The sequence below is a fragment of the Nonomuraea rosea genome (assembly GCF_039539705.1).
In the GTDB taxonomy this organism is placed as follows: domain Bacteria; phylum Actinomycetota; class Actinomycetes; order Streptosporangiales; family Streptosporangiaceae; genus Nonomuraea; species Nonomuraea rosea.
In genome coordinates this window covers 428,826-453,786 of record NZ_BAABDQ010000002.1, presented here as the reverse complement: position 1 = coordinate 453,786, position 24,961 = coordinate 428,826, and the positions used below count along the sequence as shown (strand labels likewise).

The window sequence follows — 24,961 nt, the reverse complement described above, 5'->3', positions numbered from 1 at the left end:
GGTGCTTCGGCGTTTCAGCCACTTCCCTCATCGCACTTCCCTGTGACGGCACGCAGCCGATCATCGATGCGCCGGGTGAAGCCGAGCCGGTCCAGGTGTTCCAGCAGCGGGATCACGACGCGCCGGTTGGTCCCGAGCGCGTTCCGCGCGTCACCCGCCGTGAACGGCTGCGGCAGCCCGGCCAGCGTACGCGCGGCGGCGGTGTCGGCCCCCGGCATCAGTACGACCCCTTCGGCCAGCCGCAGCACCAGCCCGGCTCGGGCGGCCATCCCCACCACCTGCCGGGTGAGCCCGATCCCGGGCAGCCGCGCCGCCTCAAGCGCACGGTACGGGTCCGCCGCCAGCTCGGCACGCAACCGCTCGACGGCGGCGACGACCGCCTCGGGCACGCCACCGGCATCGATCCGCCCGTCGGACACCTGGAGCGACGGGCTCGCCCGCACCAGCGCTTCGACCAGTTCGCGGGCCGGCAGGCGAAGAGCGGTCCGCGCGGCGTCCACCGGAATGCCCGGCTGCTCCCCCACCACCGCGCCCAGCCGCTCCCCCAACTTCGCCCAGTGCCCGGGATCGACCATCCACTCACCCGCGCCCGGCACGTCGAGCCCCACGGGGTCACACCCCATGGCAATCAGCTCGGACCGGCGCACCACACCCCGCCAGCCCAGCACGGTAGCCGCATCGGGCACCCGCCCCGACGGACCAGGCGACGCCCCTGCGGCATCCGGCGCCCTCCCCGCCGAATCAGGGACCGCGAACGGGGCCAGCTCCGCCGCGCGTCTGGCGGCCGCGCCCCGGCGGCGGAGCGGCTGCGGGCGTACGTCGAGGACGAGCACGCTTGCGATCGGCCGCCCCGAGCACCGCAGCAGCGCCCGGTCCCCGACCCGCAGGGGAAGCGGCCGCGCCAATGTCAGCCTGACCAACTCCGACCCCGCCTCCTTCGCACCCGGCAACCTCGCATCCGCCGCCCCCTTCACACCCGATGACCTCGAAGCGTCCGCCCCTGACCCCAGTGCTCCCGATCCCCGCGCCCCCAGACCTCGCTTCCCCAGACCTCGGGCCTCCCGACCGGGCACCTCCTGTGCGGGCGCTCCCCGACCAGACGCCTCCGGACTGGACGCCCCCGGACCGGACGCAGCGGAGCCCACTGGCCCAGGGCTGAGGGGGCGGAGGCGGACCGGGACCGAGGCCGAGCCGATGTGGAGCACGGCCTCACGCGGCACCAGCCCACCGTCGGCCCGCGCACCCGCCACCCGCGCGTCACCCCGCGTGCCCACGGGCACCCGCGCACCCACTCGCGCGTCACCCCACGCGTCCCCAGGCACCCGCACGTCCCCAGACACCCGCACGTCCCCAGGCACCCGCGGGTCCCGAGGCGCCCGCGCGTCTACGGGCGCCCAGGCAACCACGGACACCCGGGCGTCCACGAGGTCCGTCGTCAGCCAAGCGTCAGGGGTGAGCAGCGTCTTCCCCCGTGCGGCCCGATCCCGCTCCACCCCGCGCAAATTGACCGCGACCCGGGCGGTGGCCGTGACCTCTTCGACCGGCTCCCCGGCGACCTGCAGCGCCTTCACCCGCACCCGCTCCCCGTCCAGGACAAGGAGGTCACCGGCCCGGAGCGTACCGGCGGCCAGCGTGCCGGTCACCACCGTCCCCGCGCCCTTGACCGTGAACGCCCGGTCGATCCACAGCCGCACCGGCGCGCCCGCGTCCGGCGGAGGGAGCGAGGAGACCAGCAGGTCGAGCCCCCGGCGGAGCTCGTCGAGCCCTTCGCCGGTGCTGCCGCTCACCGTGAGCGCCGGCCAGGAGATCCGCCGGCGGGCCTCCTCCAGCGCCGGCGCCGGGTCCATCAGGTCGCACCGGGTGATCACGAGCAGCCCGCGTTCCACGCCGAGCGCCTCGATCGCCTCCCAGTGCTCCTGCGACTGGGCCTGCCAGCCCTGGTCCGCCGCCAGCACGAACATCACCGCCGGCACCGGCCCGAGCCCCGCCAGCATGTTGGTGACGAACCGCTCGTGTCCCGGCACGTCCACGAAGGCCAGCCGGCGCCCGGACGGGAGCACGGTCCACGCGAACCCGAGGTCGATGGTCATGCCGCGGCGGCGTTCCTCGGCCCACCGGTCGGGCTCGATGCCGGTGAGCGCCCGTACCAGGGTGGATTTGCCGTGGTCGACGTGCCCGGCGGTGGCGATCACGTACATGCCAGCACCGCCCGTACCAGCTCCTCGTCCAGGTCGGGCGGGACGGAGCGCAGGTCGAGCAGCAGCCGCCCGCCCGCCACGCGCCCGGCCACCGCGGGGTCGCCCAGGCGGAGCGGCAGCGCCAGCCGTACGGGCAGGGCGAGCGCCACGCTGGGCAGCTCGCACCCTGGCGCGCCCCCGCCGCCCACCACGGACACGCTGTCCACCACCTCGCACCCGACCGCCGGGCCGGACCGCGCCGCCTCGCCGTCGCCCAGCCGGTCGTCTATCCGCCCGGCCAGGTGGCGGGCGCGATGGCGCAGCTCCGCCAGGTCGGCGCGCAGGGCGAGACGCACCGGAGGGTCCGAGCGGAGCGTGGCCTCCAGCGCGGCCAGCGTGAGCTTGTCCACGCGTAACGCGCGGGCCAGCGGATGCCGGCGCAGCCGGTGGACCAGGTCGGCACGCCCCAGGATCAGCCCCGCCTGCGGTCCTCCGAGGAGCTTGTCGCCGCTGGCCGTCACGAGGGCGGCGCCGGCGCGCAGCATCGTACGGACGTCCGGCTCGTCAGGCAGCAGCGGCTCCGGATCGAGCAGGCCGGAGCCGATGTCCACCACCACGGGCACCGGCAGGGCGCTCAGCTCCGCGACCGGGGCGGCGGCGATGAAGCCTTCGACGCGGAAGTTCGACGGATGCACCTTCAGCACGAACCCCGTCGCCTCCCCCACCGCCTCCGCGTAGTCGCGGACGCGGGTGCGGTTGGTGGTGCCGACCTCGCGCAGCCGGGCCCCGGTGGACTCCAGCAGGTCGGGGAGCCGGAACCCGTCGCCGATCTCCACCATCTCGCCGCGGCTGATGACGATCTCCCGGCCCGCCGCGAGCGCGGTCGCCGCGAGCACCAGGGCCGCCGCGTTGTTGTTGACGACGTGTACGTCCTCCGCCTCGGGCACGGTCGCCGCCAGCGCGGCCAGCACCGTCCGCCCGCGGCGGGCCCGCTCCCCCGTCTCCAGGTCGAACTCCACGTCCGTACACCCGGCCGCGGCGCCCATCGCCGCCACCGCCGCCGGTGAGAGCGGGGCGCGGCCCAGGTTCGTGTGCACGAGGACGCCGGTGGCGTTGATCACCCGTCGCGGCCCCGCCGCCAGCGCGGACACCGCCGCCGCCACGACCTCCTCCGGGGCGATCCGCCCCTCCCTGGCCCGCTGCTGCGCGGCCACGACCGCGGCCTTGACCGCACTGCGGCCCGCACCCCCGGCCGCCGCCCCGGCCAGCCGGGGATCGGCCAGCACCTCATCGGTACGCGGGATGCGGCGTCGTGGATCGCCGCTCATGCCGGACCTCGCGCGGAGGCGCACGGGGATCGAACCCGCCGGCGACGCCGTGCGCCGCCCACCGGTTTTGAAGACCGGGGTGCCCACCAGAACACACGCGCCTCCAGGACGGATACTTCACGATATGACGGTCATGGTCGCGGAGCCATCCGCAATCGTGACCTCTCCGCGAAGGAGCCGATGACGATCATGACGGAAGTCAGGCTTACGCAGTACGCCCGTGGCGGCGGTTGCAGCTGCAAGATCCCGCCTGGTGAGCTGGAAGCGGTCCTCGCCGCCTTCCCCCCACTCGACCCCCGCGAGGGGCGAGGCGTGCCCGGTGCGGCGGTGCTCATCGGGCTGGAGCATGGTGACGACGCCGCCGTGGTGCGGATCGACGGCGACCGCGCCCTGGTCTCGACCGTCGACTTCTTCGCCCCGGTCGTGGACGACCCCTACGACTTCGGCCGGATCGCCGCGGCCAACGCCCTGTCCGACGTCTACGCCGTCGGCGGCGAGCCGCTGGTCGCGCTGAACCTGCTCGGCTGGCCCCGCGACCTGCTCCCCATGGAGCTCGCCCACGAGGTCCTGCGCGGCGGCCTGGACGTCGCCCGGCAGGCGGGCTGCGCGGTCGGCGGCGGACACAGCATCGACGACCCCGAGCCCAAGTACGGCATGGCCGTCACCGGGCTGGCCGACCCCGAGCGGCTGCTCCGCCTCGACGCCGGACGCCCCGGCCTGCCGCTGAGCCTGAGCAAGCCGCTCGGCGTCGGCGTGCTCAACTCCCGGCACAAGGCCACCGGCGAGGTGTTCCCCGAGGCGATCGCGTCGATGACCGCCCTCAACAGGGACGCCGCCCGCGCCGCGGCAGGGGTGGGAGCCCGCTGCGCGACGGATGTGACCGGGTTCGGGCTGCTGGGACATCTGTTCAAGCTGGCCAGGGCGAGCGGTGTGACGGCCGTCGTCGATGCCGCCGCGGTGCCGTACCTGGCCGGGGCGCGCGGGGCCGTCCGCGACGGGTACGTCAGCGGCGGCACCCGGCGCAACCTGGCGTGGGTGTCGCCCCACCTGGACGCCGGCCCGGTCACGGAGGAGGAGTTGCTGCTGCTGGCCGACGCGCAGACCTCGGGAGGGCTGCTGGTGGCCGGCGAGGTTCCGGGCGCGACGGTCATCGGCGAGCTCGTGCCCGCCGGGGAGCACACGGTGATCATCAGGTAGCCGCACCGCGCCGTGACCGCGCGGGGCCTCGCGGGTTACGTTGAAATCGAACGTGTGGTCATCTGCGAAGGACGTGGTTCTCCGTGCTCTACCTCTTCGGCTTCGAACGGATCGGCGTGGCCGTGAGCGACATCTACTTCGTCGACCCGAACCCCGGCAAGGACCAGGACGGCGCCGAGCGGGGCGTCCGCCTGGAGGTCCGCAGGCTCGAACCGGGCGAACTGAAGGGATCGATCTACTCGGCGCGCCCCATCACCGTCGATAAGCCCATCTGGCGGATCGACCTGCTGGAGTCGGTCACCGGCACGCCCGGCAGCTTCGACCGCACCCACCACCACCCGGCCGTCGAGGGATGGGAGCCGGGCGGGCGGGTGTTCGACAAGGAGCTGTCGGCGGAGCCGCTGAAGTGGCTCAGTGCGCGGCTCGCCGACATCGAGGGCGTGCTGGCCGAGGTCGGGGCCGATCGCGACGAGGTCAGCGCGGCGGACGTGGCGGGGCTGAAGGAGCGTACGCCGGAGATCGTGGACGCCGTACGCCGGCTGCTGGCCGACGTACGGGCGGGCCATCTCGCCACCCCGCCCGACGAATCGGCCACCAGCGTCCGCGCCAGCTGGCTCTGACCCCGCAGCACCTGGCGGGCGGTCAGGCGTGATCGCCTGCCAGCGGGCGGCGGTGGAGGAGGCCGAAGCGGGTCCACATGGCCTCGGCCGCCTCGATGGAGGCTCCCGTGCGCGCCGGATCCACCGCGGCGAGCTGCGTGACCAGCGCCTGCGCCACCGCCAGCCCCGCCGTCAGCGACGGGAAGAACGCCTCCCCCTCCGCCGGCACCATGACGACCTCCTCGGCCGCCGCCGCCAGCGCGGGGCTGGCCGCGTCCGTCAGCGCGAACACCCGCACCCCTCGCGAGCGGGCCACGTTGGCCGCCAGCACGGTGCTCTCGTACAGCCGCCAGAAGCTGATCGCCACCAGCACGTCGCCCGCCTGGATCGCGGCCACCGCGTTCGCCAGCTCCGCGTCGCCGGCGGTGACCGCCGTGACGGGGTAGCCCGCCAGCCGGGCGTTGTGCGCCAGCGCCAGCCCGACGGCCGCGTAGCTGCCGTCGGCGACGATCACGGTGCGGCGCGCGGCGGCGATGGCCTCGGCGATCGTGAGCAGCACCGTCTCGTCCATGCGGCGGGTGAGCAGCGCGAGACTGTCGAGGTCGCGGCTGAGCGACCGGGAGCTGGGCGAGGAGCCCGGTGAGCTGGTGCCGCTGTGCTCGGCGGCGACCTGGCCGGCGCTGAGCAAGGACAGGTAACGCGCCCGCAGCTCCTGCTGGAGCGCGGGCCAGCCGGCGAACCCGAGCGCCTGGGCGGTCCTCGTCACGGTCGCCACGTTCGCCCCGGCGAGCTGGGCCAGCTCCACCGCCGACCCGAACAACGCCCGGCGCGGCTGCGAGAGCAGCACCTCCAGCACGGCCGCCGCCTTGCCGCGCAGCCCGCGCTCGGGCACGCGGGCGCGCAGCCAGTCCTCGAAGCTGTCGGTGGCGCGCTCTGTCACGTGATCCTCCCCCTCGGCCGGGAACATGCTACGCGCTTGTAACACCCTCGACTTGCAAAGGGTATTGCAAATCAGTGGTATTGCACTATATGTTGCTTCGAATTCGACTTTCGGTGCCCCGACCTGGGGAAAGGTGTGTTCGATGACCTTGTTGGCCCGTCTGGACCGGCTACCGCTGAGCCGTCCGCACTACGTTCTGCTCCTGATCGGCGGGCTCGGCTACACCTTCGACGGCATGGACTCCGCCGTGGTCGCCTTCCTGCTGCCGAGCGCGCAGGAGGCCTGGGGACTGTCCAACGGACAGCTCGGCCTGATCGGCTCCGCGACCCCGTTCGGCTTCCTCTTCGGCGCGACCGCGGCAGGCCTGCTCGGCGACCGCATCGGCCGCAAGAAGGTGATGATGTACGCGCTCGCCTTCTATGCCGTCTTCTCGGTGATCGCCGCCTTCGCCCCGAGCTATGAGGTGTTCCTGGGCGCCAGGGTGCTGGCCGGAGCGGGCGCGGGCGCGGAGAGCGCCATCATCGCGCCGTTCCTGTCGGAGTTCGTGCCCGCCAAGCGGCGCGGGTGGTTCATCGGCGCGCTGGCCGGGTTCTTCTCGTTCGGGTTCGTGATGGCCGCGCTGATCGGCCGGTTCGTGGTGCCCACGATGGACGACGGCTGGCGGGTCGCGCAGGTGATCACCGCCTTGCCGATCGTGATGCTGCTGTGGTGGCGGCGCTCGCTGCCGGAGTCACCGCGCTTCCTGCTGCAGAACGGCCGCGTGGACGAGGCCGAGTCGGTGGTCGCCGACCTGGAACGCCGCGTCGAGCGGGCCACAGGACAGCCGCTCCCGCCGGTGCCGGAGACCGCCACGGCGCCTGCCGCGAACGCGCCGAAGGTGAACCTGCTCAGCGCGCTGCGCTATCTGTGGAGCCCCGCCATGGCCAAGCGGACCGCGGTCATCTGGCTGGTGTGGTTCGTGATCACGTTCTCGTTCTACGGGTTCTTCTCGTGGATCCCCACCCTGCTCGTGCAGCGCGGGATCACCGTGACCAAGAGCTTCGAGTTCTCGATCATCATCTACCTGGCGCAGATCCCCGGCTACTTCTCCGCCGCCTGGCTGTCGGAGCGGCTGGACCGCAAGAACACCATCGCGATCTACCTCGCCGGCTCGGCGGTCAGCGCGTTCTGGCTGTCCCAGATGGACACCCCGGCGACGATCACGCTCGCGGGCGCGGTGCTGTCGTTCTTCCTGAACGGCACGTACGCCGGCGTCTACTCCTACACCCCCGAGTTGTTCCCCACCTGGATCCGCGCCACCGGGACCGGCCTGTCGAGCGCCTTCGGGCGGGTCGGCAGCATCCTGGCTCCGACGATCATCGGACTGTCGGCGGCCGGCCTCGGCTTCGCCGGTGTGTTCGGCCTGACCACGGCGGTGCTGGTGGCCGGGGTGGTATGCGTGATCGTGTTCGGCCTGTCCACGGCGGGCCGATCACTCGAAGAGCTGACAGAACCAACCAAGGAGGCCAGTAAGTGAGCGGCTTGACCGAGCTGGAGTCGGCGGTGCGGCAGGAGGTCGGGGTGCGGTTGTTCACCGTCCTGGCCTGGGTGCCGGAACGGCGGGCGCTGCGCCGGGTGCACAGCAGCCATCCCGGGCAGTACCCCGTGGGCGGGGAGAAGACCGTGGAGGTCGCCCAGGGCTGGCTGACCCAGTGCATCGAGGGGCGGCAGCCGTACTTCGGCAAGGACCGGGCCGCGGTGCGGGAGATCTTCGCCGACCATGAGCTGATCGAGAGCCTCGGCTGCGGGTCGATCATCAACGTGCCCGTGATCGACGGTGACGAGGTGCTCGGCGTGCTGAACATCCTCGACGCCGAGGGCAGCTACGACGAGGAGTCGGTCGCCGCGGCGAGGTCGCTGGCCCCGTCGGCCGTGCCCGCGCTGCGCGCGGCCCTCCAGGGAGGTGAGCGGTGAGCCTGCTCCTGCGCAACGCCCTGCTGCTCGACATGGACTCGGGCGAGTACGCCGAAGGCGACCTGCGCTGCGCCGACGGCCGCATCGTCGAGACCGGCCACGGGCTGAGCGCGCCCGACGGCACCCGGGTGATCGACGTGGCGGGCGCCCCCGTGGTGCCCGGCCTGATCGACGCCCACGTGCACGTGACCGCCTCCACCGCGAACCTGGGCTCGCTCGGCTCCATGTCGCCCTCCTACGTCGCCGCGCACAGCGCCCGGATCATGGGCGACATGCTCAGCCGGGGCTTCACCACGGTCCGCGACGCATCCGGCGCCGACTTCGGGCTGGCCGACGCGCAGGCGGAAGGGCTCATCCGCGGGCCCAGGCTGCTGTTCTGCGGCAAGGGGCTGAGCCAGACCGGCGGCCACGCCGACTTCCGCGGCCGGGGCGAGCATCTGCAGGACGACCATCCCTGCTGCGCCGGGGTCGGGCGGATCGCCGACGGCGTGGACGCGGTCCGCGCCGCCGCCCGCGACGAGCTGCGCAAGGGCGCGCACCACATCAAGGTCATGGCCTCCGGCGGCGTGGCCTCGCCGACCGACCGCATCGACTCGACCCAGTACTCCATGGACGAGCTGCGTGCCGTCGTGGACGAGGCCACCGCCGCGAACCGCTACGTCGCCGCCCACGCCTACACCGCGCGCGCGGTCGACCGGGCGCTTGAGGCGGGGGTGCGCTCCATCGAGCACGGCAACCTGATCGACGATCACAGCGTGGAGCTGTTCCTGCGGCACGAGGCGTACCTGGTGCCGACGCTGGTGACGTACTGGGCGCTCAAGGAGGAGGGCCTGGCGTTCGGGCTGCCCGAGCGGAGCTGGCGCAAGGTGGACGAGGTGCTCGAAGCGGGCCTGGTCGCCCTGGAGCGGGCGGCGCGCGGCGGCGTACGGCTGGCGTACGGGACCGACCTGCTGGGCGGCATGCACCGGCACCAGAACCACGAGTTCCGGCTGCGCCGCGAGGTGCAGCAGCCGATCGACGTGCTGCGGGCGGCCACGACCGGCGCGGCCGAGCTGACCGGGATGGCGGGCGAGCTGGGCACGCTGGCCGTGGGCGCGCACGCCGACCTGCTCGTGCTGGACGGCGACCCGCTGGCGGACATCGGCGTGCTGGCCGACCCCGCGCACATCCGCCACGTGGTCCAGGCCGGAGCGATCGTCACGGGCTGAGGAACCATCCGCCACGTGGTCCAGGCCGGAGCGATCGTCACCGGCTGAGGAATCTCGTACCGTTGGCAGGGTGACGACGGCCATCCGCACCGCGATCGTGATCGTCGCGGTGCTGGCCGTCCTGCTCGGCCTGCTGTGGGTGTTCCAGCGGCGGCTCATCTACCTGCCCGACGGGGCGGCGGTGCCGCCGGCCGCCGAGGTCGTCCCCGGGGCGCGCGACGTCTCGTTCACGACGAGCGACGGCCTGCGGCTGTCGGCCTGGTACCTGCCCGGCACCCGCGACGTGACCGTGCTGGTCACGGGCGGGAACGCGGGCAACAGGCGGGACCGCGCGCCGCTGGCCCGCGCACTCGCCGCACACGGCCTGCCGGTGCTGCTGATGGACTACCGCGGCTACGGCGGCAATCCCGGCTCGCCGACCGAGGAGGGGCTGCGGCTCGACGCCCTGGCCGCCCGCGACTTCCTCGGTGACGTGCCGGTCGTCTACTTCGGCGAGAGCCTCGGCGCGGCGGTGGCCACCGGGCTCGCGCTCGAACGCCCGCCCGCCGGCCTGGTGCTGCGCTCGCCGTTCACGGATCTGGCGGCGGCGGGGCGGGTGAACTATCCGTTCCTGCCGGTCGGGCCACTGCTGCGGGACCGCTTCCCGGTGGCGGAGCGCATCGCCCGCGTACGCGCGCCCGTCGTCGTCCTGTACGGCACCCGCGACACGATCGTGCCCCCGCGGCTCAGCCAGGCGGTCGCGGCGGCGGCGCGGGCCACGGCCGTCGAGATCCCCGGCGCCGGGCACAACGACCTGGCCATGCTGACCGGCGACGAGGTCGTCGGCGCCGTGGTCAACCTGGCCGCCCGGGCCCGCGGCCGCCCGTAGGCTGCGCGGAGCGGCGCTACGCCGCCACCGTCCCGGTGCCGGCCGCGCGCCACCGTAGGCGGCGGCCCGGCCTCCGACGGTGCCGCCACTGGACTCGCACCGCCGTGCACCGAAGCTCGTCCTCGACGGCATCGCCACGGGGACCCGCGCCGCCGTAAGATCCACCGGTGAGCGCCTTACGTATCGCCTCCATCTGTGTCACGGCAGCGGGTGTGCTGGTCGCGGCGATCATCCTGGTCCTCCGCGGCGACGGCGAGCCGGCCAGGGAGCGTCTGGTTTCCACGATCGCCGAGACGCATCCGAGTGTGCTGATCGACGCGCAGGGGACGACCTTGGAGGAGTTCTCCGGCGAGTGCGGCGCCAGCCGCTATCCCTACCTGTGCGACCGGGTACGCGCCGAGCTGCTCGCGAGCGACGCCAAGCTCCTGACCGGAAGCGGCCTGACGATCAGGACGGCGATCGACCCGCGCACGCAGGAGGCCGCCCAGCAGGCCATCGAGCGTTACGTCGGCCGCGACGACCCGTACGTCGCCGTCCAGGCCATGGTCGTTCCCGGCACCGGGGAGATCAGGGCGCTGGCCACCAGCCACGGCGGCGCGCAGAAGTTCCAGCAGGGCAGCACGGCGATGGTGTATCCGCTGGCCGCGGCGCTGGAGAGCGGCCTGCGCTACTCCGACGGCTTCCCCTACGCGGCGTCCTACCGGGCGGCCGCGTACTCCGCCGTCAAGAACTGCAAGGCCGAGAACGTCGCAGACCCCACGTTCAGCGTGGTCAACGATCAGAAGGGCGGCCACGATGACTTCACCACCCTGGAGACGGGCACGTGGGCCGGAGAGAACACGTTCTTCCTCAAGCTGACCGAGCGGATCGGCCTCTGCGAGAGCGTGACGATGGCCAAGCGGCTCGGGCTCGCCAGGGCCGACGGCGCGCCGCTGCAGGAGTTCGAGACGTTCGCGCTGGGGATCAACGAGGTGGACCCCGTCGAGGTGGCCGGCACGTATGCCACCCTCGCCGCCCGCGGCCTGCGCTGCGCGCCACGGGTGGTCACGGAGGTCCGCGGCGACGGCGGCTTCACGCGTGCGTTCCCCGCGCGGTGCGAGCAGGTGCTGGAGGCGCCGGTCGCCGACGCCGTGACCGGTGTGCTGGCGGGCGCGCTGGCCAGGAGCCCGATCAAGGGCCTCGGCCGCGACGCGGCGGGCATGGACGGCACGGCCGACGCCAACGTCACCGCCACGTACGCCGGCTACACCCCCGACCTGGCGGCGGCCGTCAGCCTCGGCCACTCCGATCAGCCCTACAAGCACAAGCTCGCCGACGTCACCATCGGCGGCGAGCGCTACCCGAACGTCCGCGGCACCACCATCCCCGGCCCGATCTGGAAGAACTCCATGACGGCCGCGTTGGACGGCACCGCGCAGACCCCCTTCACCAAGCCCGACACCGGCCGGTTCGGCGGCTGCCGCGACGCCTGCGACAGGTGATCGCGAGCCGCCCTGCCCCGGGAAGGCGAGAGTGCCCACGATGATGACACCTCTGGACCGTACTCAGTACCTCGGGTACACCCCGGCCACCGAGAGCCTCCGGCTGATCGCTCACGGCCTGCCGAAAGAGCTGCCGGAGACGCTCGGGGGCCGGCACCGGTTCACCCCGCTCTCCCTCTACGTCGGAGCCCGGCTGGCGGCGACGGCGTTCGCGCGGCTGGACGACGTCGGAATGTTCTGGTTCGACGTCTGGCTGCTGTCGCCGAAGCGCGGGGGGCGGTGGAGCCTGCGCACCGGGAGCACCCTCGCGGCCGATCCCGACGACGAGGACGTGCTGCGCCCGCGTCTCGGGGCCGACACGCTGCACGGGCACGCGCAGGCCGGGGAGAGCGCCCGGTTCAACGCCAGCTCCGTGCCGTGGCTGCACTGGCCCGCCAGGTGGGTGACCTACGGCTTCGTACGGCTGTCCGCCGAGGTCGGCGCCGTGCGGATCGAGGAACAGGAGGTCCCCGTGCCCGATCACGGCCTGCAGGGGCTGGCGTGGCGGCCCGGCCGTACAGGGACGGAGGTGGACCTGCTCGACCACAGAGGCCAGCCCGTCTCGGCCCTCACACTGAGTTAGGCCGCCACGCGGTCAGGCGGCCGGGCCGGTGAAGTAGTGGCCCTTGCCGAGGTCGTCGATGAGCCCGGGACCGGTCGGCTGCCACGCCAGCAGCTCGCGGGTCAGCGCGCTCGACGCCGGGCTGTCGAGCCCGACGGCGTGGCCCAGCCAGCCGAAGTGCCCGCCCGCGTCCTGCTCCGGGATCGCGGCGACCGGCACGTTCAGGTGACGGCCCATCACCTCGGCGACGGCGCGGATCGGCACACCCTCGTCGGCGACCGCGTGCAGCACCGATCCGGCCGGGGCCTGCTCGGCCGCCAGGCGGAAGAGACGGGCGGCGTCGAGCCGATGCACGGCCGGCCAGCGGTTGGAGCCGTCGCCCAGGTATCCGGCGACGCCCCTGGCGCGGGCGACGCCGGCCAGCATCGAGATGAAGCCGGGGTCCCCTTCGCCGTGCACGGTCGGGGGCAGCCGCAGGACCGACGAGCGGACGCCACGGGAGGCGAGGGAGAGGGTCAGCTGCGCCGTGGCGGCCCGCGACATCGGGCCTTCGGCCTGGCGGGCGAAGAACTCGGGGTCGCGGCCGTCCCGTTCGGTCAGCGGCCGGCCGGGGCGGAGCCCCAGCACTCCGGAGGCGATGACGAGCGGCCGGTCGGAGCCCGCGAGCGCCTCCCCGAACGTCTCGACGGCGCGCAGATCCGCCTCGGCGGCGCCGGGGAAGTCCCCGGAGAAGGCGATGTCGTGCTTGAAGGCGAGGTGGATCACACCGTCCGACGCGGCGGCCGCGTCCCGCAGGACGCCGAGGTCGTCGAGGGTGCCGCGCAGCACCTCTGCCCCGGCCGCGGTGAGAGCGGTGGCCGCGGCGTCCGTACGTGCCAGGCCGGTGACCTGGTGGCCCGCGTCGATGAGCTCGGGGACGACGGCGGAGCCGATCCAGCCGGACGCCCCGGTGACGAAAACGCGCATGAGGAAATCCTTCGGGTAGTTGCCCATCCTCGGGCGCGGCGAAGCGCACGAGAGCGACTGATGTCAGTCACTGTCTTCACAGTAGCAGAGCATGTCAGTGACTGACATCAACTATGATCGGACCATGGGTCGATGGGAGCCGAAGTCACGCGAGCGCCTCGAACAGGCGGCATTGGCGCTCTACGGCGAGCGCGGTTTCGAACAGACCACGGTGACGGAGATCGCCAAGCGGGCGGGGCTCACGGAGCGCACGTTCTTCCGGCACTTCGCCGACAAGCGCGAGGTCCTGTTCGGCGGCTCGGGCATGCTCCAGGAGCTCTTCACGACCGCCGTCGCCGCGGCGCCCGCCGGCACGACGCCGATCGACGCGATCGGCAGGGCCCTCGACGTCGTCGCGGAGCTGTTCGAGCAGCGCCACGAGAGCGCCAGGCAGCGGCAGGCCGTCATCGCCGCGAACGCCGAGCTCCAGGAGCGCGAGCTGATCAAGCTCGCCAGGCTCGGCGCCGCGCTCGCGGACGCGTTGCGCAGGCGCGACGTCCCCGAGCCGGCCGCGAGCCTGGCCGCCGAGGCGGGCATCGCCGTCTTCAAGATCGCATTTGAACGCTGGATCGCCGACCCTGGCCAGCCCGACCTGGGGCAGCTCATGCGGCAGTCGCTCGACGAGCTGAAAGCCGTGACCGCGGGCGAATGAGAGCCCAGCAGGCGCCCTGAGGCGGGCGCCCTGAAGCAGGCGCACTGGACCAGCCGCCTGAGTCAGGCGCCTGGCCGGGCGGTCAGGAGTCGAGCTGGGACTCTAGCTCGGCGACCGCGTGGTCCCGGTGGACGTTGAGGGTGGCCACGGCCTCGTCGGCGGCGCGGCGGCGCAGGGCGTCGAGGGTGGCCCGGTGCTCCTTGACGACGCGCTCGCGGTTGCCCGCGTCGCCGTAGTACATCGACCGGTAGGCGTCGGTCGCGTCCCACAGGGTCCTGATCAGCCGGGCCAGCCTGGGCATGCCCGCGCACTCGAACAGCGTCATGTGGAACAGCCGGTTGGCGGTGGCCATGGCCAGCACGTCACCCGCCGACGCGGCCCGCTCGACCTCCTCCTGGGCGGCGTCGAGCCGGTCGAGGTCGGCGTCGGTGAGGCGGGCGACGGCCCGGCGGACGGCCTCCTCCTCCAGCAGCTCCCTGATCCGGTAGACCTCGCGCAGGTCGTCGAGGGAGAGCGTCTCGACGAAGTAGCCCCGATGGGCCTCGTACGTGACCAGCCCCTCGCCCTGCAGCGTCTTCAGCGCCTCGCGCAGGGGGACGCGGCTGACCTGGAACTCCTCGGCCAGCGCGTCCTGCCGGATGGGCGTGCCTGGCCGTAGCCGGCCGGTGGTGATGGCGCGGCGCAGCTCGGCCAGCACGAACTGCTGGGCCGTCGGCGGCCTGCGTCGTGCCTCGTCCGGAATCACCGCCCCAATATCTCATGGACCCACGCGTCGTCCTGTCCGAGCGCGGGCGGCGGGCGGCGGTAGGTGGGCGGGGTGGCGCTCAGGCGTACCGGATTGGCGACCTGGCCGACCCCGTCGATCCGTACGGACGGCTCCAGGCCCAGGTCCTCGGCCAGGGCGAAGGCGGCGGCCAGGTCGTTGATCGGGCCGCAGGGCACCCCGGCGGCGGTGAGCCGCTCGAACCACTCGTCCGCCGTACGGGTGGCGAGGGCGGCGGTCAGGTCGGCGACGAGGGTGTCGCGGGCGGCCACCCGGGCGGCGTTGACGGCGTAGCGGGGGTCCGCGGCGAGGTCCTCGCGGCCGAGCGCCTTGCACAGGGCCTGGAACTGGCGGTCGTTGCCGGCCGCGATCACGATCGGCCGGTCGGCGGCCTGGAACACCTCGTAGGGGACGATGCTGGGATGCCGGTTGCCCATGGCGTGCGGCACGACCCCGGCGGCCGCGTAGGCGGAGGCGTGGTTGGTGAGCGCCGACAGCAGCGAGGACAGCAGCGACACCTCGACCCGCTGCCCGGCACCGCCCGCCGCACGCTCCGCGCCGCCTGAGACGCCGCCTGAGACGCCGCCGGAGACGCTGCCGGAGGCGCCGCCTGAGACGCCGTCGTCGAAGACGCGGGTGCCGCGGCCGGTGCGGTCGCGGTGGTGCAGGGCGGCGAGGATGCCCAGCGCCGCGTGCAGGCCGGTGATCACGTCCACCAGCGCCACGCCCGCCTTGGTCCCTGGCCCGTCCGGCTCGCCCGTGACGCTCATCAGCCCGCCGACCGCCTGCGCGATCAGGTCGTACCCCGGCAGCCCGGCCCCTTCGCCCGACCCGAACCCGGTGATCGAGCAGTAGACCAGCCCCGGGTTCAGCTCGCGCAGCGCGTCGTAGCCGAGCCCGAGCCGGTCCATCGTGCCGGGCCTGAAGTTCTCCACGAGCACGTCCGCCCGCGCCGCGAGCGCCCGCGCGACCTCCACGTCGGCCCGCAGGTCGAGGGCGATCGAGCGCTTGTTCCGGTTCACGCCGAGGAAGTACGTGGCCTCGCCCCCGGCGTACGGCGGCCCCCAGGCGCGGGTGTCGTCCCCGGTGCCGGGCCGCTCCACCTTGACCACCTCGGCCCCCATGTCGGCCAGCAGCATCGTGGCGTAGGGACCGGCCAGCACCCGGCTGAAGTCGGCGACCAGCAGCCCCGACAGGGCACCGCTCACGCCGGCGTCCCGAGGTAGACCGTCATCGTCCTGGTGTAGAACTCCCTGGCCGCCCGCCCCTGCTCCTTGGGCCCGAACCCGCTCTGCTTGGCCCCGCCGAACGGCACGTAGGGGAAGGTCAGCGCCGACTCGGAGTTGACGTGCAGCACGCCGACGTCCAGGCGTTCGACGGCCTTGAGCGCGACCCCGAGGTCCCTGGTGAAGATGGCCGCCGACAGGCCGTGATCGCTCAGGTTCGCCAGCCCCAGAGCCTCCTCCGTGCCCGCCGCGCGCACCGCGCCGACCACGGGCCCGAACAGCTCGGTACGCCAGAAGTCCACCTCGGTCCCCGGCAGGTCGAGCACGGTCGGCGGCACGAACCAGCCGTCCAGCTCGGACGGCGACCCGCCGGCCAGCGGCTTGGCCCCCTCCCCCACGGCCCGCGCCACCCCGGCCGACACGCGGTCCCGGGCGGCCGAGCTGACCAGCGGGCCCATCTCGACGGCCGCGTCCAGCGGGTCGCCGACGACCAGGCGGGCCGCCCGCTCGGCGACCCGCGCCAGCAGCTCGTCGGCGACCTCGTCGGCCACGATGAGCCGCGAGGTCGCGGTGCACTTCTGCCCCGTCGAGCGGAACGCCCCGAGGGTGACCTGCTCCGCCGCGTGGTCGAGGTCGGCGTCGGCGAGCACGATGGAGGCGTTCTTGCCGCCCATCTCCGTCTGCACCGGCTTGCCCAGCTCGCCGCATCGGGCGATGACGGCCCGGCCGACCGCCGTGGAGCCGGTGAAGGACACCGCGTCCACGCCGGGATGGCCGACGATGACCGAGCCCGCGTCCGCCTCGCCGTACACGAGGTTGAGCACCCCGTCCGGCAGGCCGGCCGACGTCAGCGCCTGCGCCAGCCGGTAGGCCAGCACCGGCACCAGCGAGGACGGCTTCCACACGACGGTGTTGCCGTAGCTGAGGGCGGGGCCGATCTTCCAGGCGGGGATGACGATCGGGAAGTTGAACGGCGTGATCATCCCGACCACGCCGACCGGCTTGCGGACGACCAGGACGTTCTCGCCGGGGCGCGGTGAGGCGTAGATCTCGCCGCTCTCCCTGTCGGCCTCGCCCGCGTAGTACCGCAGGATGCGGGCCGAGCCGCGCACCTCGGCGATGCCCTCGGGCAGCGTCTTGCCCTCCTCGCGGGCCAGCTCGGCGCCCCACTCCTCGGCGGCGGCGTCCACGAGGTCGGCGGCGGCGTTGAGCACGGCCGCGCGGGCGTGGTGCGGGGTCGCCGCCCAGCCGGGCGCGGCCTCCCTGGCCGCCGCGACCGCCCGGCCCACCTCCTCCGGGGAGGCGAACCGGCCACGCGCCACCACTTCGGCCGGCCTGGCCGGGTTCGTGTCGGCGAACTCCTCGCCGTCCCCCTCGACCCAGCGGCCACCGATGAGATTCAGAACGTCCATGGTCAACGCACCCTAACTGTGTAATATTGGATTTTCAATATTGGATCCAAAATAGGAGGACCCGGGACAATGATCGAGCCGACCGCGCTGTTCGCCCTCGACACGCTGCTGACCGAGGAGGAGCGCGAGATCAGGACCACGGTCAGGCGCGTGTGCGACCGGGAGATCCGGCCGCACGTCGCGGACTGGTTCGAGACCGGGGAGCTGCCCGCCCGCGAGCTGGCCCGCACGCTCGGCTCGGTCGGCGTGCTCGGCATGCACCTGGACGGGTACGGCTGCGCCGGCATGGGCGCGGTGTCGTACGGACTGGCCTGCCTGGAGCTGGAGGGCGCCGACTCCGGCCTGCGCAGCCTGGTGTCGGTGCAGGGGTCGCTGGCCATGTACGCGATCTGGAAGTACGGCAGCGAGGAGCAGAAGCAGGAGTGGCTGCCCGCGATGGCGGCCGGCGAGCGCATCGGCTGCTTCGGCCTGACCGAGCCCGACTTCGGCTCCGACCCGGCGGGCATGCGCACCACGGCCAAGCGCGAGGGCGGCGACTGGGTGCTGAACGGCACCAAGATGTGGATCACCAACGGCTCAGTGTCGGACGTCGCGGTCGTGTGGGCGCGCACGGACGAGGGCGTCAGAGGCTTCCTGGTCCCCGCGGGCACGCCGGGCTTCACCGTCAACGACATCAAGCACAAGATCTCGCTGCGCGCGAGCGTGACGAGCGAGCTGGTGCTCGACGGCGTCCGCCTGCCGGCCGACGCGATGCTGCCCGAGGCCAGGGGCCTGCGCGGGCCGCTGGGCTGCCTGAACGAGGCGCGCTTCGGGATCATCTTCGGGGCGATGGGGGCGGCGCTGGACTGCCTGCAGACGACCATCGCGTACGCGGGCGAGCGCGAGGTCTTCGCCAAGCCGCTGTCCTCCTTCCAGCTCACCCAGGAGAAGCTCGCCGACATGGCGCTGGAGCTGGGCAAGGGCCTGCTGCTCGCGGTGCACCTCGGCCGCCTGAAGGAGGCCGGCACGCTCACCCCCGAGCAGGTGAGCGTCGGCAAGCTCAACAACGTGCGTGAAGCCCTGGACATCGCCAGGAAGTGCCGCACGCTGCTCGGCGCGAGCGGCATCACCCTCGAATACCCGGTGATCAGGCACTCGGTGAACCTGGAGTCGGTGCTGACCTACGAGGGGACCTCGGAGATCCACTCGCTGGTCGTCGGCAAGGCGCTGACCGGCGTCGCCGCCTTCAAGTAGAGCCTCACCTTCAAGCCGGGGCCCTTCAAACAGGGCCCCGGCTCAGGAAGAGCTCAGAACACCTGCCAGGTCGCCTCGGTGACCTGGCAGGGGCCGCCCTGGTGCACCCGCATCCGCCGGGCGGGCAGGTCGAGCCCGATCGTGGCCAGCGTCTCCCACCGCTGGTTGAGCGGCTGGCTGAGGTCGGGGTGCGCGCACACGGGCGCGTCGTCGGGACCGTGGCTGAGCATGGTCAGCGCCCGCCCCGTCAGGTCCTCCCCGCTCAGTCCCTCGACGTTGTCACGCAGGTGCCGATGCCGGATGTACGTGCCGGGCCGCTCGGTGGCGTGCCGCTCCCCCACCGCCAGCGCGGGGTCGAGGAAGTGGTTGCAGTGCAGCAGGACGCCGTCGGGCCCGGGCGGCACGACGGCGACGCCGGCAGGCGAGATCTCGATCGAGGCCGCCTCCGAGCCGGTCACGACCGTGATCACGGTGGAGGCCGAGACCGTGGCGGAGCGCGCGATGTCCGCGGCCTCCTCGACGGTGGCCGCCTCGTCCAAGATCCTGCGGGCGATCAGGTGCACCGGCACGCCGACGTCGGCGGTGTCGGTGTCGTGGCGCAGGATGTTGAAGTGGATGCCGAGCCCCGCCGTGTTGATCCCGATCTTGGCCAGCGCCCCGGCCTCGGTGAACGTGCGCACCACGTGACCGGGTGCGGGTTCGAGCTCCCACAGCATGGGCGCGTCCCGCAGGTGGTCGTGCCAGTCCCAGGTCTGCACGGTGCGCGGGGGCAGGCCGCCGCCCGGCAGGACGACCGAGGTGGAGCACTCCCCCTCGCCGGTCGCGTCGATGGCGGCCAGGATCTCGGTGCGGGCGTTGACGACCGCGACCTGCCAGGGCTCCAGCCCGGCGCCCGCCGCGATCCCGGTGATCTCCTCGGCCAGCCTGGGCGCCCAGCCGGCACAGCGGTCGAGCGCCCGCTCACCCCACACGCGCACCTGCGCGGGGGTGGCTCCTGCGGTCTCGAACAGGTCGGTGTAGCCGGCCAGGTTGCCGGTGATCTGTTTGCGGCGGTGGGTGCCCAGCTCCTTGCCGCGGGCGTGGGGGTCGGTCTGGGTGGAGGTGAACGTGGGAAATGTCATGAACGATCCATCAGGTCGGCGAGCCCCGGATTGTCGGCCGCGAACGAGTCGCGGACCCGCTCGTAACGTTCCTCGTCGATGTCCTGGCTCAGCTTGAACATGCTCTGCTCCGTACGCACATGAACGCGAAATGCCACTACCCCCGGCAGCAGCGCGGTGAACCTCTCCCTCGACGCCGGGGTGGGCTCCCACGCGGGCTCGCGGAGCGACTCCACCGCGGAGACCGTCCGCTCGACCACGTCCAGCGTGTCGCCGATCACCTCGACCCGGCCGGTCAGGTGGACGGCGGCGTAGTCCCAGGTGGGGACGGCCGGGTCGGTGGCGTACACGGTGGGCGAGACGTAGCCGTGCGGCCCGGAGAACACCACGAGCACCTCGGTCCCGGACTCCCAGGAGCGCCAGTGCGGGTTGACGCGGGCCATGTGGCCGAGCAGCGTGCCGCCCTCGAACCGGCCCTCTTCGAGGCGTTCGACGACGACGGGGACGTGCGTGGCCACCGGAACGCCGTCCGCCGAGCTGACGACCAGCGCGAACGGGTTCTGCCTGACCAGGCCGGCCACCTGCTCGGGGCCGGCGGCGGCATAGCGGGGGAAGGTGTACACGCCCTACTCCGCGGCGCTCAGGATGGCGTCCCACGCGACCTCGGAGGCCAGCGTGCCGAGACCCGTGGGCTTGACGCCGGTCAGCTCGACCTCGTCGGTCGTCATGGCGAACATCGTGTCGCCGTCCGTCAGCGTGTGGAACGGCTGGATGCCCCGGTGCATCGAGCTGTGCACCTGGCGGCCGATCTGGAGCAGCTCGACGTCGGTCAGCTTCACGTTGGTGATCATCACGGTCAGCGTGGTGTTGCCCATGACGGCCGGGCCGTCGATCAGCTCCGCGTAGTCCTCGCTCGGGTGGCGGCGGGCGCCGAGGTCCTCGTGGTAGTTGCCGCGCACGACCCGGCCCTGCCGGTCGATCACCGCGCCGACGGAGTTGACCACCGTCGCCACCAGCACCTTGGCCGCGCCGAACGTGCCGAACGCGGCTCCCTGCCCGGCGAACTCGGCCCGGCCGAAGTCGACCTTGCCCGCGCTCGCCGTGCGTCCCGCGCCGCACCGGCCGACGGGGACCTCGCCCTCGACGGCGTTGCGCAGGGCGGCCCGGCCCAGCTCGGCGTCGGGGTAGACGGCGGTGTCGCGGGTGGAGAAGTCGTAGATCACCGCCCCGGACACCAGCTGCAGCTCGTCCCACTTGGTGCGGTTGTCGCGGCGGGCCAGCAGCTCGTCGCTCACGCCCGCCGCGGCGGCCAGCCCGTACACCGAGCCGCCGGCCAGGCAGATCGCGTGGTTGTAGTCGTAGCCGCCGCTCATGCCGACCGCGCCGCCGCGCGCGTCCACGGCCGTGCGGGCGCCCGCCGGAAGGTGGATCACGGTGCAGCCGGTCGGGCCCTCGCCGTACTCGGCCGTGCCGACGAACACGCCGGGCAGGTCGAACGCGACGGATCCACGCCCCGGGCTGGCCTGCGGCGTCAGCGGCAGGTCCGCGTTGCGCGGGACGCCGGGCGCGAACTCGGACGGCCGCGCGAGCCGGTGCCCGTCGGTCACAGCGTCGTTCACTGTGTCATCCACTGTGTCATCCATTGGGGCATTCATAGGGCCTCCAAAAGCTGCTTCGAATATTCGTGGGCCGGATCGGTGTAGAAGGTGGCCGTGTCGGCGGTCTCGACGATCTCGCCGGCGCGCATGACCGCGATCCGGTCGGCGACGTAGCGGACCGCGCCGAGGTCGTGGGAGATGAACAGGGCGCTGAAGCCGTACTCGGCCTGCAGGTCCTTGATCAGGTTGAGGATCTGCACCTGCACGGAGACGTCGAGCGCGCTGACCGCCTCGTCGAACACGATGAACCTGGGCTTCGTGACCAGCGCGCGGGCGATGGACACGCGCTGCCGCTGGCCGCCCGACAGCTCGTGCGGGTAGCGTCCGGCCAGCGCGGCTTCGAGCCCGACCTGTTCGAGCATGCCGGTGACGGCGTCACCGGCCGGGCGGCCCAGCACGGCCAGCGGCTCGGCCACGCTCTGGCCGACGCGCATCCTGGGGTTGAGCGACCAGTGCGGGTGCTGGAGCACGGCCTGCATGCGGCCGGCCAGCTCGCGCCGCCGCTTGGGGAAGGGGCGGCCGTCGAATCTGACGGCGCCGCTCGTGGGCCGTTGCAGGCCGAGCGCGACCCGGCTCGTGGTCGTCTTGCCCGAGCCCGACTCGCCGACCAGGCCGAGGGTCTCGCCCTCGGCGACGGACAGGGACACGTTCCGCATGGCGTTCAGGTGGATGCGCCGCAGCGGCGGTCCCGCCGTGAACGTGACGGTGACATCGTCGAGTTCGAGGATCATGCGGTCACCTCCGGCCGCCGGCCTGCCGTCATGTGCGCCTCCAGCTCCCCCGCCCGGTGGCAGAGGACGTCCTGCTCGCGGATCCGGACCGGGGCCGGGCGCTCGTGCTCGCAGCGCTCGACCGCGAACGGGCAGCGCGGCGCGAAGGCGCAGCCGGGTGCCGCTCCGGTGAGCACGGGCGGGCGGCCTGGCACCGGCTCCAGGCGGGTGCCACGGGCCGCGGCGGCGGGCGCCGACCTGGCCAGCGCCGCCGTGTAGGGGTGGGCGGGGTCGCCGAGCACCTGGCGCGCGGGGCCGCTCTCGACGACGCGGCCGCCGTACATGACCGCGACCCGGTCGCAGCGGCGCGCGACGGCGGGCAGGTCGTGGCTGAGCCACAGGATGCTCGTCCCGGCGTCGGCGGCGAGCGAGAAGACCACGTTCAGCACCTCCTCACGCACCTGGCTGTCCAGGGCGGCGGTCGGCTCGTCGGCGACGAGCAGCTCGGGCGCGGTGGCCATGGCCATCGCGATGGCCACCCGCTGCGCCATGCCGCCGGAGAGCTGGTGCGGGTACGCGCGCGTCACGCGGGCGTCGTCGAGCTTGACCCGCCCCAGGTGGAAGCCGACGTCGGCGCCGCGCCCGAGCACCAGCCTGAGCTGGGCCCCGACGCGCATCGTCGGGTCGAGCGAGGCGATCGGGTCCTGGAAGACGAACCCGAGATGCTTCTTGCGCAGGTGGCGCAGCCTGCCGGGAGGCAGGTCGAACACCGGCTCCCCGGCAACGGTCACCTCCCCGTCGGAGCGCACGGCCGTGCCCGGCAGCAGCCGCCCGACGGCGGAGCCGAGCGTGGACTTGCCCGAGCCGCTCTCGCCGACCAGGCCGAGCGTCTCGCCCTGCCGGAGGTCGAGGTCGGCCCCGTCGAGCGCCCGCGTCTGCGGATAGTCGATCACCAGGTTGCGCACGGTGAGAAGGCTCATGTCAAAGACCTCGTCTCCCGGGGTTCGAGGCGGTCGCGCAGGCCGTCGCCCACCACGTTGATCGACAGGATCGCCAGCACCAGCACGACTCCGGGGCCGAGGATCAGCCAGGGCGCGGCGATCATGTACGTGCCGCCCTGCTGGATGAGCACGCCGAGCGAGGCCTGCGGCGGCTGCACGCCGAAGCCGAGGAAGCTCAGCCCGCCCTCGACCGCGATGCCGACGGACAGCGCGTACGTGCCCTGCACCGCGATCGTGCCCGCCACGTTCGGCAGCACGTGGCGGCCGAGCACGCGCGGCAGCCGGGCGCCGCTGATGACCGCCGAGGTGACGTAATCGCGCTGGGACACGGCCACGGCCGCGGCCCGCACCAGGCGGGTCATCAGCGGGATCGTCACCAGCACGATGCTGGCCAGCGCGGCGAGCTGCCCGGGGCCGAGCACGGCGGCCACCAGGATCGCGAGCACGATGGCGGGGAAGGAGTAGAGCACTTCCACCAGGCGCATCACCAGTTCGTTGAGGTAACCGCCACGGTATCCGGCGATGATGCCGAATGTCGCGCTCAACGCCGCCGTCAGCAGCACGGCGATCGACGAGAGCAGCAGCGTCGTGCCGACGCCCTCCATGACCCTGGGCAGCACCGAGCGGCCCAAATTGTCGGTGCCCAGCCACCAGCCGGGCCCCGGCGGCTGCAGGCGCGGGCCGACGATCGCGTCCGGGTCTCCCCCGGCGCCGACCAGGCTGCCCAGCGCGAACACCACGAGCACCAGCAGGCACACCAGCCCGGCGACGGAAAGCCGGTCCAAGCCGAGCCTCTTCATGCGCGCCTCCCAGCCCTGATGGACGCCGTCTTCATGAACGCCGTCCCAACCGACGCCGCCTTCATGATCGCCTTCCCGCCAGCACGCCGAGCCTGGGGTCGAGCACTCCGACGAGCAGGTCGATCAGCACGTTCATCACGATGAACACCCCGGCCGCCAGCAGCACCCCGGCCTGCACCACCGCGTAGTCGCGGCGGCCGACGGCCTGCACGATGTACGAGCCGACGCCCGGCAGGTTGAACACGTGCTCCACGATCAGCGTCCCGCCCAGCAGGTACGCGGTGATCGTGCCGAGCAGCGTGACCACCGGGGTGGCGGCGTTGCGCAGGATGTGGTGCCTGACGATGAACCACGGCGACTCGCCACGCCCGACGGCCGCCGTGACGTACGGCTCGACCAGCACGCCCATGACCGCGTCGCGGGTCGTCCTGGCCGTCACGGAGATGGAGAAGATCGACAGCACGGCGGCCGGGAGGATCATGGCGGCCAGGTTCGCGACGGGGTCCTGGCCGATCGGCACCCAGGAGCCGACCTCCAGGCCGAGCGCGTACCGGGAGAAGACGAACACCACCAGGCTGCCCAGCACGAACTCCGGCACGCTGACGCCCAGCCCGCTGAGCAGCCGGCCCACCGTACCTCCCCCTGCGCCGCCCTTATTACGCGCCGGGCGGGTGCGGACGGCGGTCAGCACGCCCAGCGGCACCCCGGCCAGCACGCTGGCGGCCACCGCCAGCACGGTCAGCTCGGCGGTCACCGGCAGGCGGGCCAGCAGCTCCGTGCCGACCGGCTGGCGGCTGATCATCGAGACGCCGAAGTCGCCGCCCGTGACGGCGGCCAGCCAGTGCCCGTACTGCAGGAACACCGGCTGGTCCAGGCCGTAACGGGTGGCCAGCTCCGCCTTCTGCTCCGGCGTGGCGAAGGGTCCCAGCACGGTCTCCGCGAAGCCGCCGGGCATCAGGCGCACGGCGGCGAAGATCAGCACGGAGACGCCCAGGAGTGTGGCGGCCGAGCTGAGCGCCCGGCCTGACCACCACATCAGCAACCGCATG

Annotated in this window: 24 protein-coding genes and 1 tRNA gene; 10 read left to right on the top strand and 15 right to left on the bottom strand. The window is 73.1% G+C overall.

All coding sequences use genetic code 11. The annotated features are described in order from the left end of the window. Nucleotides 1–14 precede the first annotated feature (14 nt). The 3 genes from selB to ABEA43_RS06020 all read right to left on the bottom strand — a co-directional run bounded on the left by selB (nt 15) and on the right by ABEA43_RS06020 (nt 3,610). Nucleotides 15–2,198, bottom strand: a complete 2,184-nt coding sequence (gene selB, locus ABEA43_RS06030; protein ID WP_345559527.1) for a selenocysteine-specific translation elongation factor — start codon at nt 2,196–2,198, stop codon at nt 15–17. Beyond that, complete coding sequence (gene selA, locus ABEA43_RS06025) at nt 2,189–3,505, bottom strand: L-seryl-tRNA(Sec) selenium transferase (protein ID WP_345559525.1); 1,317 nt, start codon at nt 3,503–3,505, stop codon at nt 2,189–2,191. The genes selB and selA overlap by 10 nt, the downstream gene beginning before the upstream one ends. Before the next feature lie 12 nt (nt 3,506–3,517). After that, nucleotides 3,518–3,610, bottom strand: a tRNA-Sec gene (locus ABEA43_RS06020). Nucleotides 3,611–3,685: 75 nt separating this feature from the next. Between ABEA43_RS06020 and selD the strand changes: the two genes are divergently transcribed. Continuing rightward, nucleotides 3,686–4,702 carry a selenide, water dikinase SelD gene (gene selD, locus ABEA43_RS06015; protein WP_345559523.1) on the top strand — a complete coding sequence of 339 codons (1,017 nt, stop codon included), beginning with the start codon at nt 3,686–3,688 and terminating at the stop codon, nt 4,700–4,702. A gap of 83 nt (nt 4,703–4,785) precedes the next feature. Beyond that, the gene (locus ABEA43_RS06010; RefSeq protein ID WP_345559521.1) at nt 4,786–5,322 is read left to right on the top strand and encodes a hypothetical protein; all 537 of its coding nucleotides are present in this window, start codon (nt 4,786–4,788) and stop codon (nt 5,320–5,322) included. Between the two features lie 22 nt (nt 5,323–5,344). On the opposite strand, the gene ABEA43_RS06005 is transcribed toward ABEA43_RS06010, so the two are convergent. Further along, entirely contained in the window at nt 5,345–6,241 is an 897-nt protein-coding gene (locus ABEA43_RS06005; protein WP_345559519.1) for a MurR/RpiR family transcriptional regulator, read from the bottom strand. A gap of 142 nt (nt 6,242–6,383) precedes the next feature. Here ABEA43_RS06005 and ABEA43_RS06000 point away from each other — a divergent pair, with 142 nt between their 5' ends. The 6 genes from ABEA43_RS06000 to ABEA43_RS05975 all read left to right on the top strand — a co-directional run bounded on the left by ABEA43_RS06000 (nt 6,384) and on the right by ABEA43_RS05975 (nt 12,373). Further along, nucleotides 6,384–7,757: an MFS transporter gene (locus ABEA43_RS06000; protein WP_345559517.1), complete on the top strand. Its 1,374-nt coding sequence runs from the start codon at nt 6,384–6,386 to the stop codon at nt 7,755–7,757. Then, the gene (locus ABEA43_RS05995) at nt 7,754–8,194 is read left to right on the top strand and encodes a GAF domain-containing protein (RefSeq protein WP_345559515.1); all 441 of its coding nucleotides are present in this window, start codon (nt 7,754–7,756) and stop codon (nt 8,192–8,194) included. The genes ABEA43_RS06000 and ABEA43_RS05995 overlap by 4 nt, the downstream gene beginning before the upstream one ends. A 32-nt stretch (nt 8,195–8,226) precedes the next feature. Further along, a complete protein-coding gene (locus tag ABEA43_RS05990; RefSeq protein WP_425570194.1) occupies nt 8,227–9,402 on the top strand; it encodes a metal-dependent hydrolase family protein in 1,176 nt (391 codons plus the stop codon). Nucleotides 9,403–9,472: 70 nt separating this feature from the next. Then, on the top strand, nt 9,473–10,270 hold the full coding sequence (locus tag ABEA43_RS05985; protein WP_345559511.1) for an alpha/beta hydrolase: 798 nt from the start codon (nt 9,473–9,475) through the stop codon (nt 10,268–10,270). A gap of 167 nt (nt 10,271–10,437) precedes the next feature. After that, nucleotides 10,438–11,751: a hypothetical protein gene (locus ABEA43_RS05980; protein WP_345559509.1), complete on the top strand. Its 1,314-nt coding sequence runs from the start codon at nt 10,438–10,440 to the stop codon at nt 11,749–11,751. Between the two features lie 40 nt (nt 11,752–11,791). Next, nucleotides 11,792–12,373 carry a hypothetical protein gene (locus ABEA43_RS05975; RefSeq protein WP_345559507.1) on the top strand — a complete coding sequence of 194 codons (582 nt, stop codon included), beginning with the start codon at nt 11,792–11,794 and terminating at the stop codon, nt 12,371–12,373. A 12-nt stretch (nt 12,374–12,385) separates the two neighbouring features. Here the strand turns inward: ABEA43_RS05975 and ABEA43_RS05970 are convergent, their stop codons facing one another. After that, the gene (locus ABEA43_RS05970; RefSeq protein ID WP_345559505.1) at nt 12,386–13,318 is read right to left on the bottom strand and encodes an SDR family oxidoreductase; all 933 of its coding nucleotides are present in this window, start codon (nt 13,316–13,318) and stop codon (nt 12,386–12,388) included. Nucleotides 13,319–13,442: 124 nt separating this feature from the next. Here ABEA43_RS05970 and ABEA43_RS05965 point away from each other — a divergent pair, with 124 nt between their 5' ends. Then, nucleotides 13,443–14,009 (top strand): TetR family transcriptional regulator, encoded by a 567-nt coding sequence (locus tag ABEA43_RS05965; protein WP_345559503.1) that lies wholly within the window; start codon nt 13,443–13,445, stop codon nt 14,007–14,009. A gap of 82 nt (nt 14,010–14,091) precedes the next feature. Here ABEA43_RS05965 and ABEA43_RS05960 read toward each other — a convergent pair whose 3' ends face one another. The 3 genes from ABEA43_RS05960 to ABEA43_RS05950 are packed head-to-tail and all read right to left on the bottom strand — an operon-like array spanning nt 14,092 to nt 17,410. Beyond that, entirely contained in the window at nt 14,092–14,754 is a 663-nt protein-coding gene (locus ABEA43_RS05960; protein WP_345559501.1) for a GntR family transcriptional regulator, read from the bottom strand. Beyond that, complete coding sequence (locus ABEA43_RS05955) at nt 14,751–15,980, bottom strand: CaiB/BaiF CoA transferase family protein (protein WP_345559499.1); 1,230 nt, start codon at nt 15,978–15,980, stop codon at nt 14,751–14,753. The genes ABEA43_RS05960 and ABEA43_RS05955 overlap by 4 nt, the downstream gene beginning before the upstream one ends. Beyond that, nucleotides 15,977–17,410, bottom strand: a complete 1,434-nt coding sequence (locus tag ABEA43_RS05950) for an aldehyde dehydrogenase family protein (RefSeq protein WP_345559497.1) — start codon at nt 17,408–17,410, stop codon at nt 15,977–15,979. Before ABEA43_RS05950 ends, ABEA43_RS05955 begins: the two co-directional genes overlap by 4 nt. 69 nt (nt 17,411–17,479) lie before the next feature. Between ABEA43_RS05950 and ABEA43_RS05945 the strand changes: the two genes are divergently transcribed. Beyond that, a complete protein-coding gene (locus tag ABEA43_RS05945; protein WP_345559495.1) occupies nt 17,480–18,643 on the top strand; it encodes an acyl-CoA dehydrogenase family protein in 1,164 nt (387 codons plus the stop codon). A 53-nt stretch (nt 18,644–18,696) separates the two neighbouring features. On the opposite strand, the gene ABEA43_RS05940 is transcribed toward ABEA43_RS05945, so the two are convergent. From ABEA43_RS05940 to ABEA43_RS05910, 7 genes are all read right to left on the bottom strand, one after another. Then, nucleotides 18,697–19,764, bottom strand: coding sequence for a C45 family autoproteolytic acyltransferase/hydrolase (locus ABEA43_RS05940; protein WP_345559493.1), 1,068 nt, complete (start codon nt 19,762–19,764; stop codon nt 18,697–18,699). Next, complete coding sequence (locus tag ABEA43_RS05935; RefSeq protein WP_345559491.1) at nt 19,761–20,366, bottom strand: FMN-binding negative transcriptional regulator; 606 nt, start codon at nt 20,364–20,366, stop codon at nt 19,761–19,763. The genes ABEA43_RS05940 and ABEA43_RS05935 overlap by 4 nt, the downstream gene beginning before the upstream one ends. Before the next feature lie 3 nt (nt 20,367–20,369). Continuing rightward, the gene (locus ABEA43_RS05930) at nt 20,370–21,374 is read right to left on the bottom strand and encodes a P1 family peptidase (protein ID WP_345559489.1); all 1,005 of its coding nucleotides are present in this window, start codon (nt 21,372–21,374) and stop codon (nt 20,370–20,372) included. 20 nt (nt 21,375–21,394) lie between these two features. Beyond that, complete coding sequence (locus tag ABEA43_RS05925) at nt 21,395–22,132, bottom strand: ABC transporter ATP-binding protein (protein ID WP_345559484.1); 738 nt, start codon at nt 22,130–22,132, stop codon at nt 21,395–21,397. Further along, nucleotides 22,129–23,091: an ABC transporter ATP-binding protein gene (locus tag ABEA43_RS05920; protein ID WP_345559482.1), complete on the bottom strand. Its 963-nt coding sequence runs from the start codon at nt 23,089–23,091 to the stop codon at nt 22,129–22,131. The genes ABEA43_RS05925 and ABEA43_RS05920 overlap by 4 nt, the downstream gene beginning before the upstream one ends. Beyond that, nucleotides 23,088–23,912: an ABC transporter permease gene (locus tag ABEA43_RS05915; RefSeq protein WP_345559480.1), complete on the bottom strand. Its 825-nt coding sequence runs from the start codon at nt 23,910–23,912 to the stop codon at nt 23,088–23,090. The genes ABEA43_RS05920 and ABEA43_RS05915 overlap by 4 nt, the downstream gene beginning before the upstream one ends. Before the next feature lie 61 nt (nt 23,913–23,973). Beyond that, complete coding sequence (locus tag ABEA43_RS05910) at nt 23,974–24,960, bottom strand: ABC transporter permease (protein WP_345559478.1); 987 nt, start codon at nt 24,958–24,960, stop codon at nt 23,974–23,976. Nucleotide 24,961: the final 1 nt, after the last annotated feature.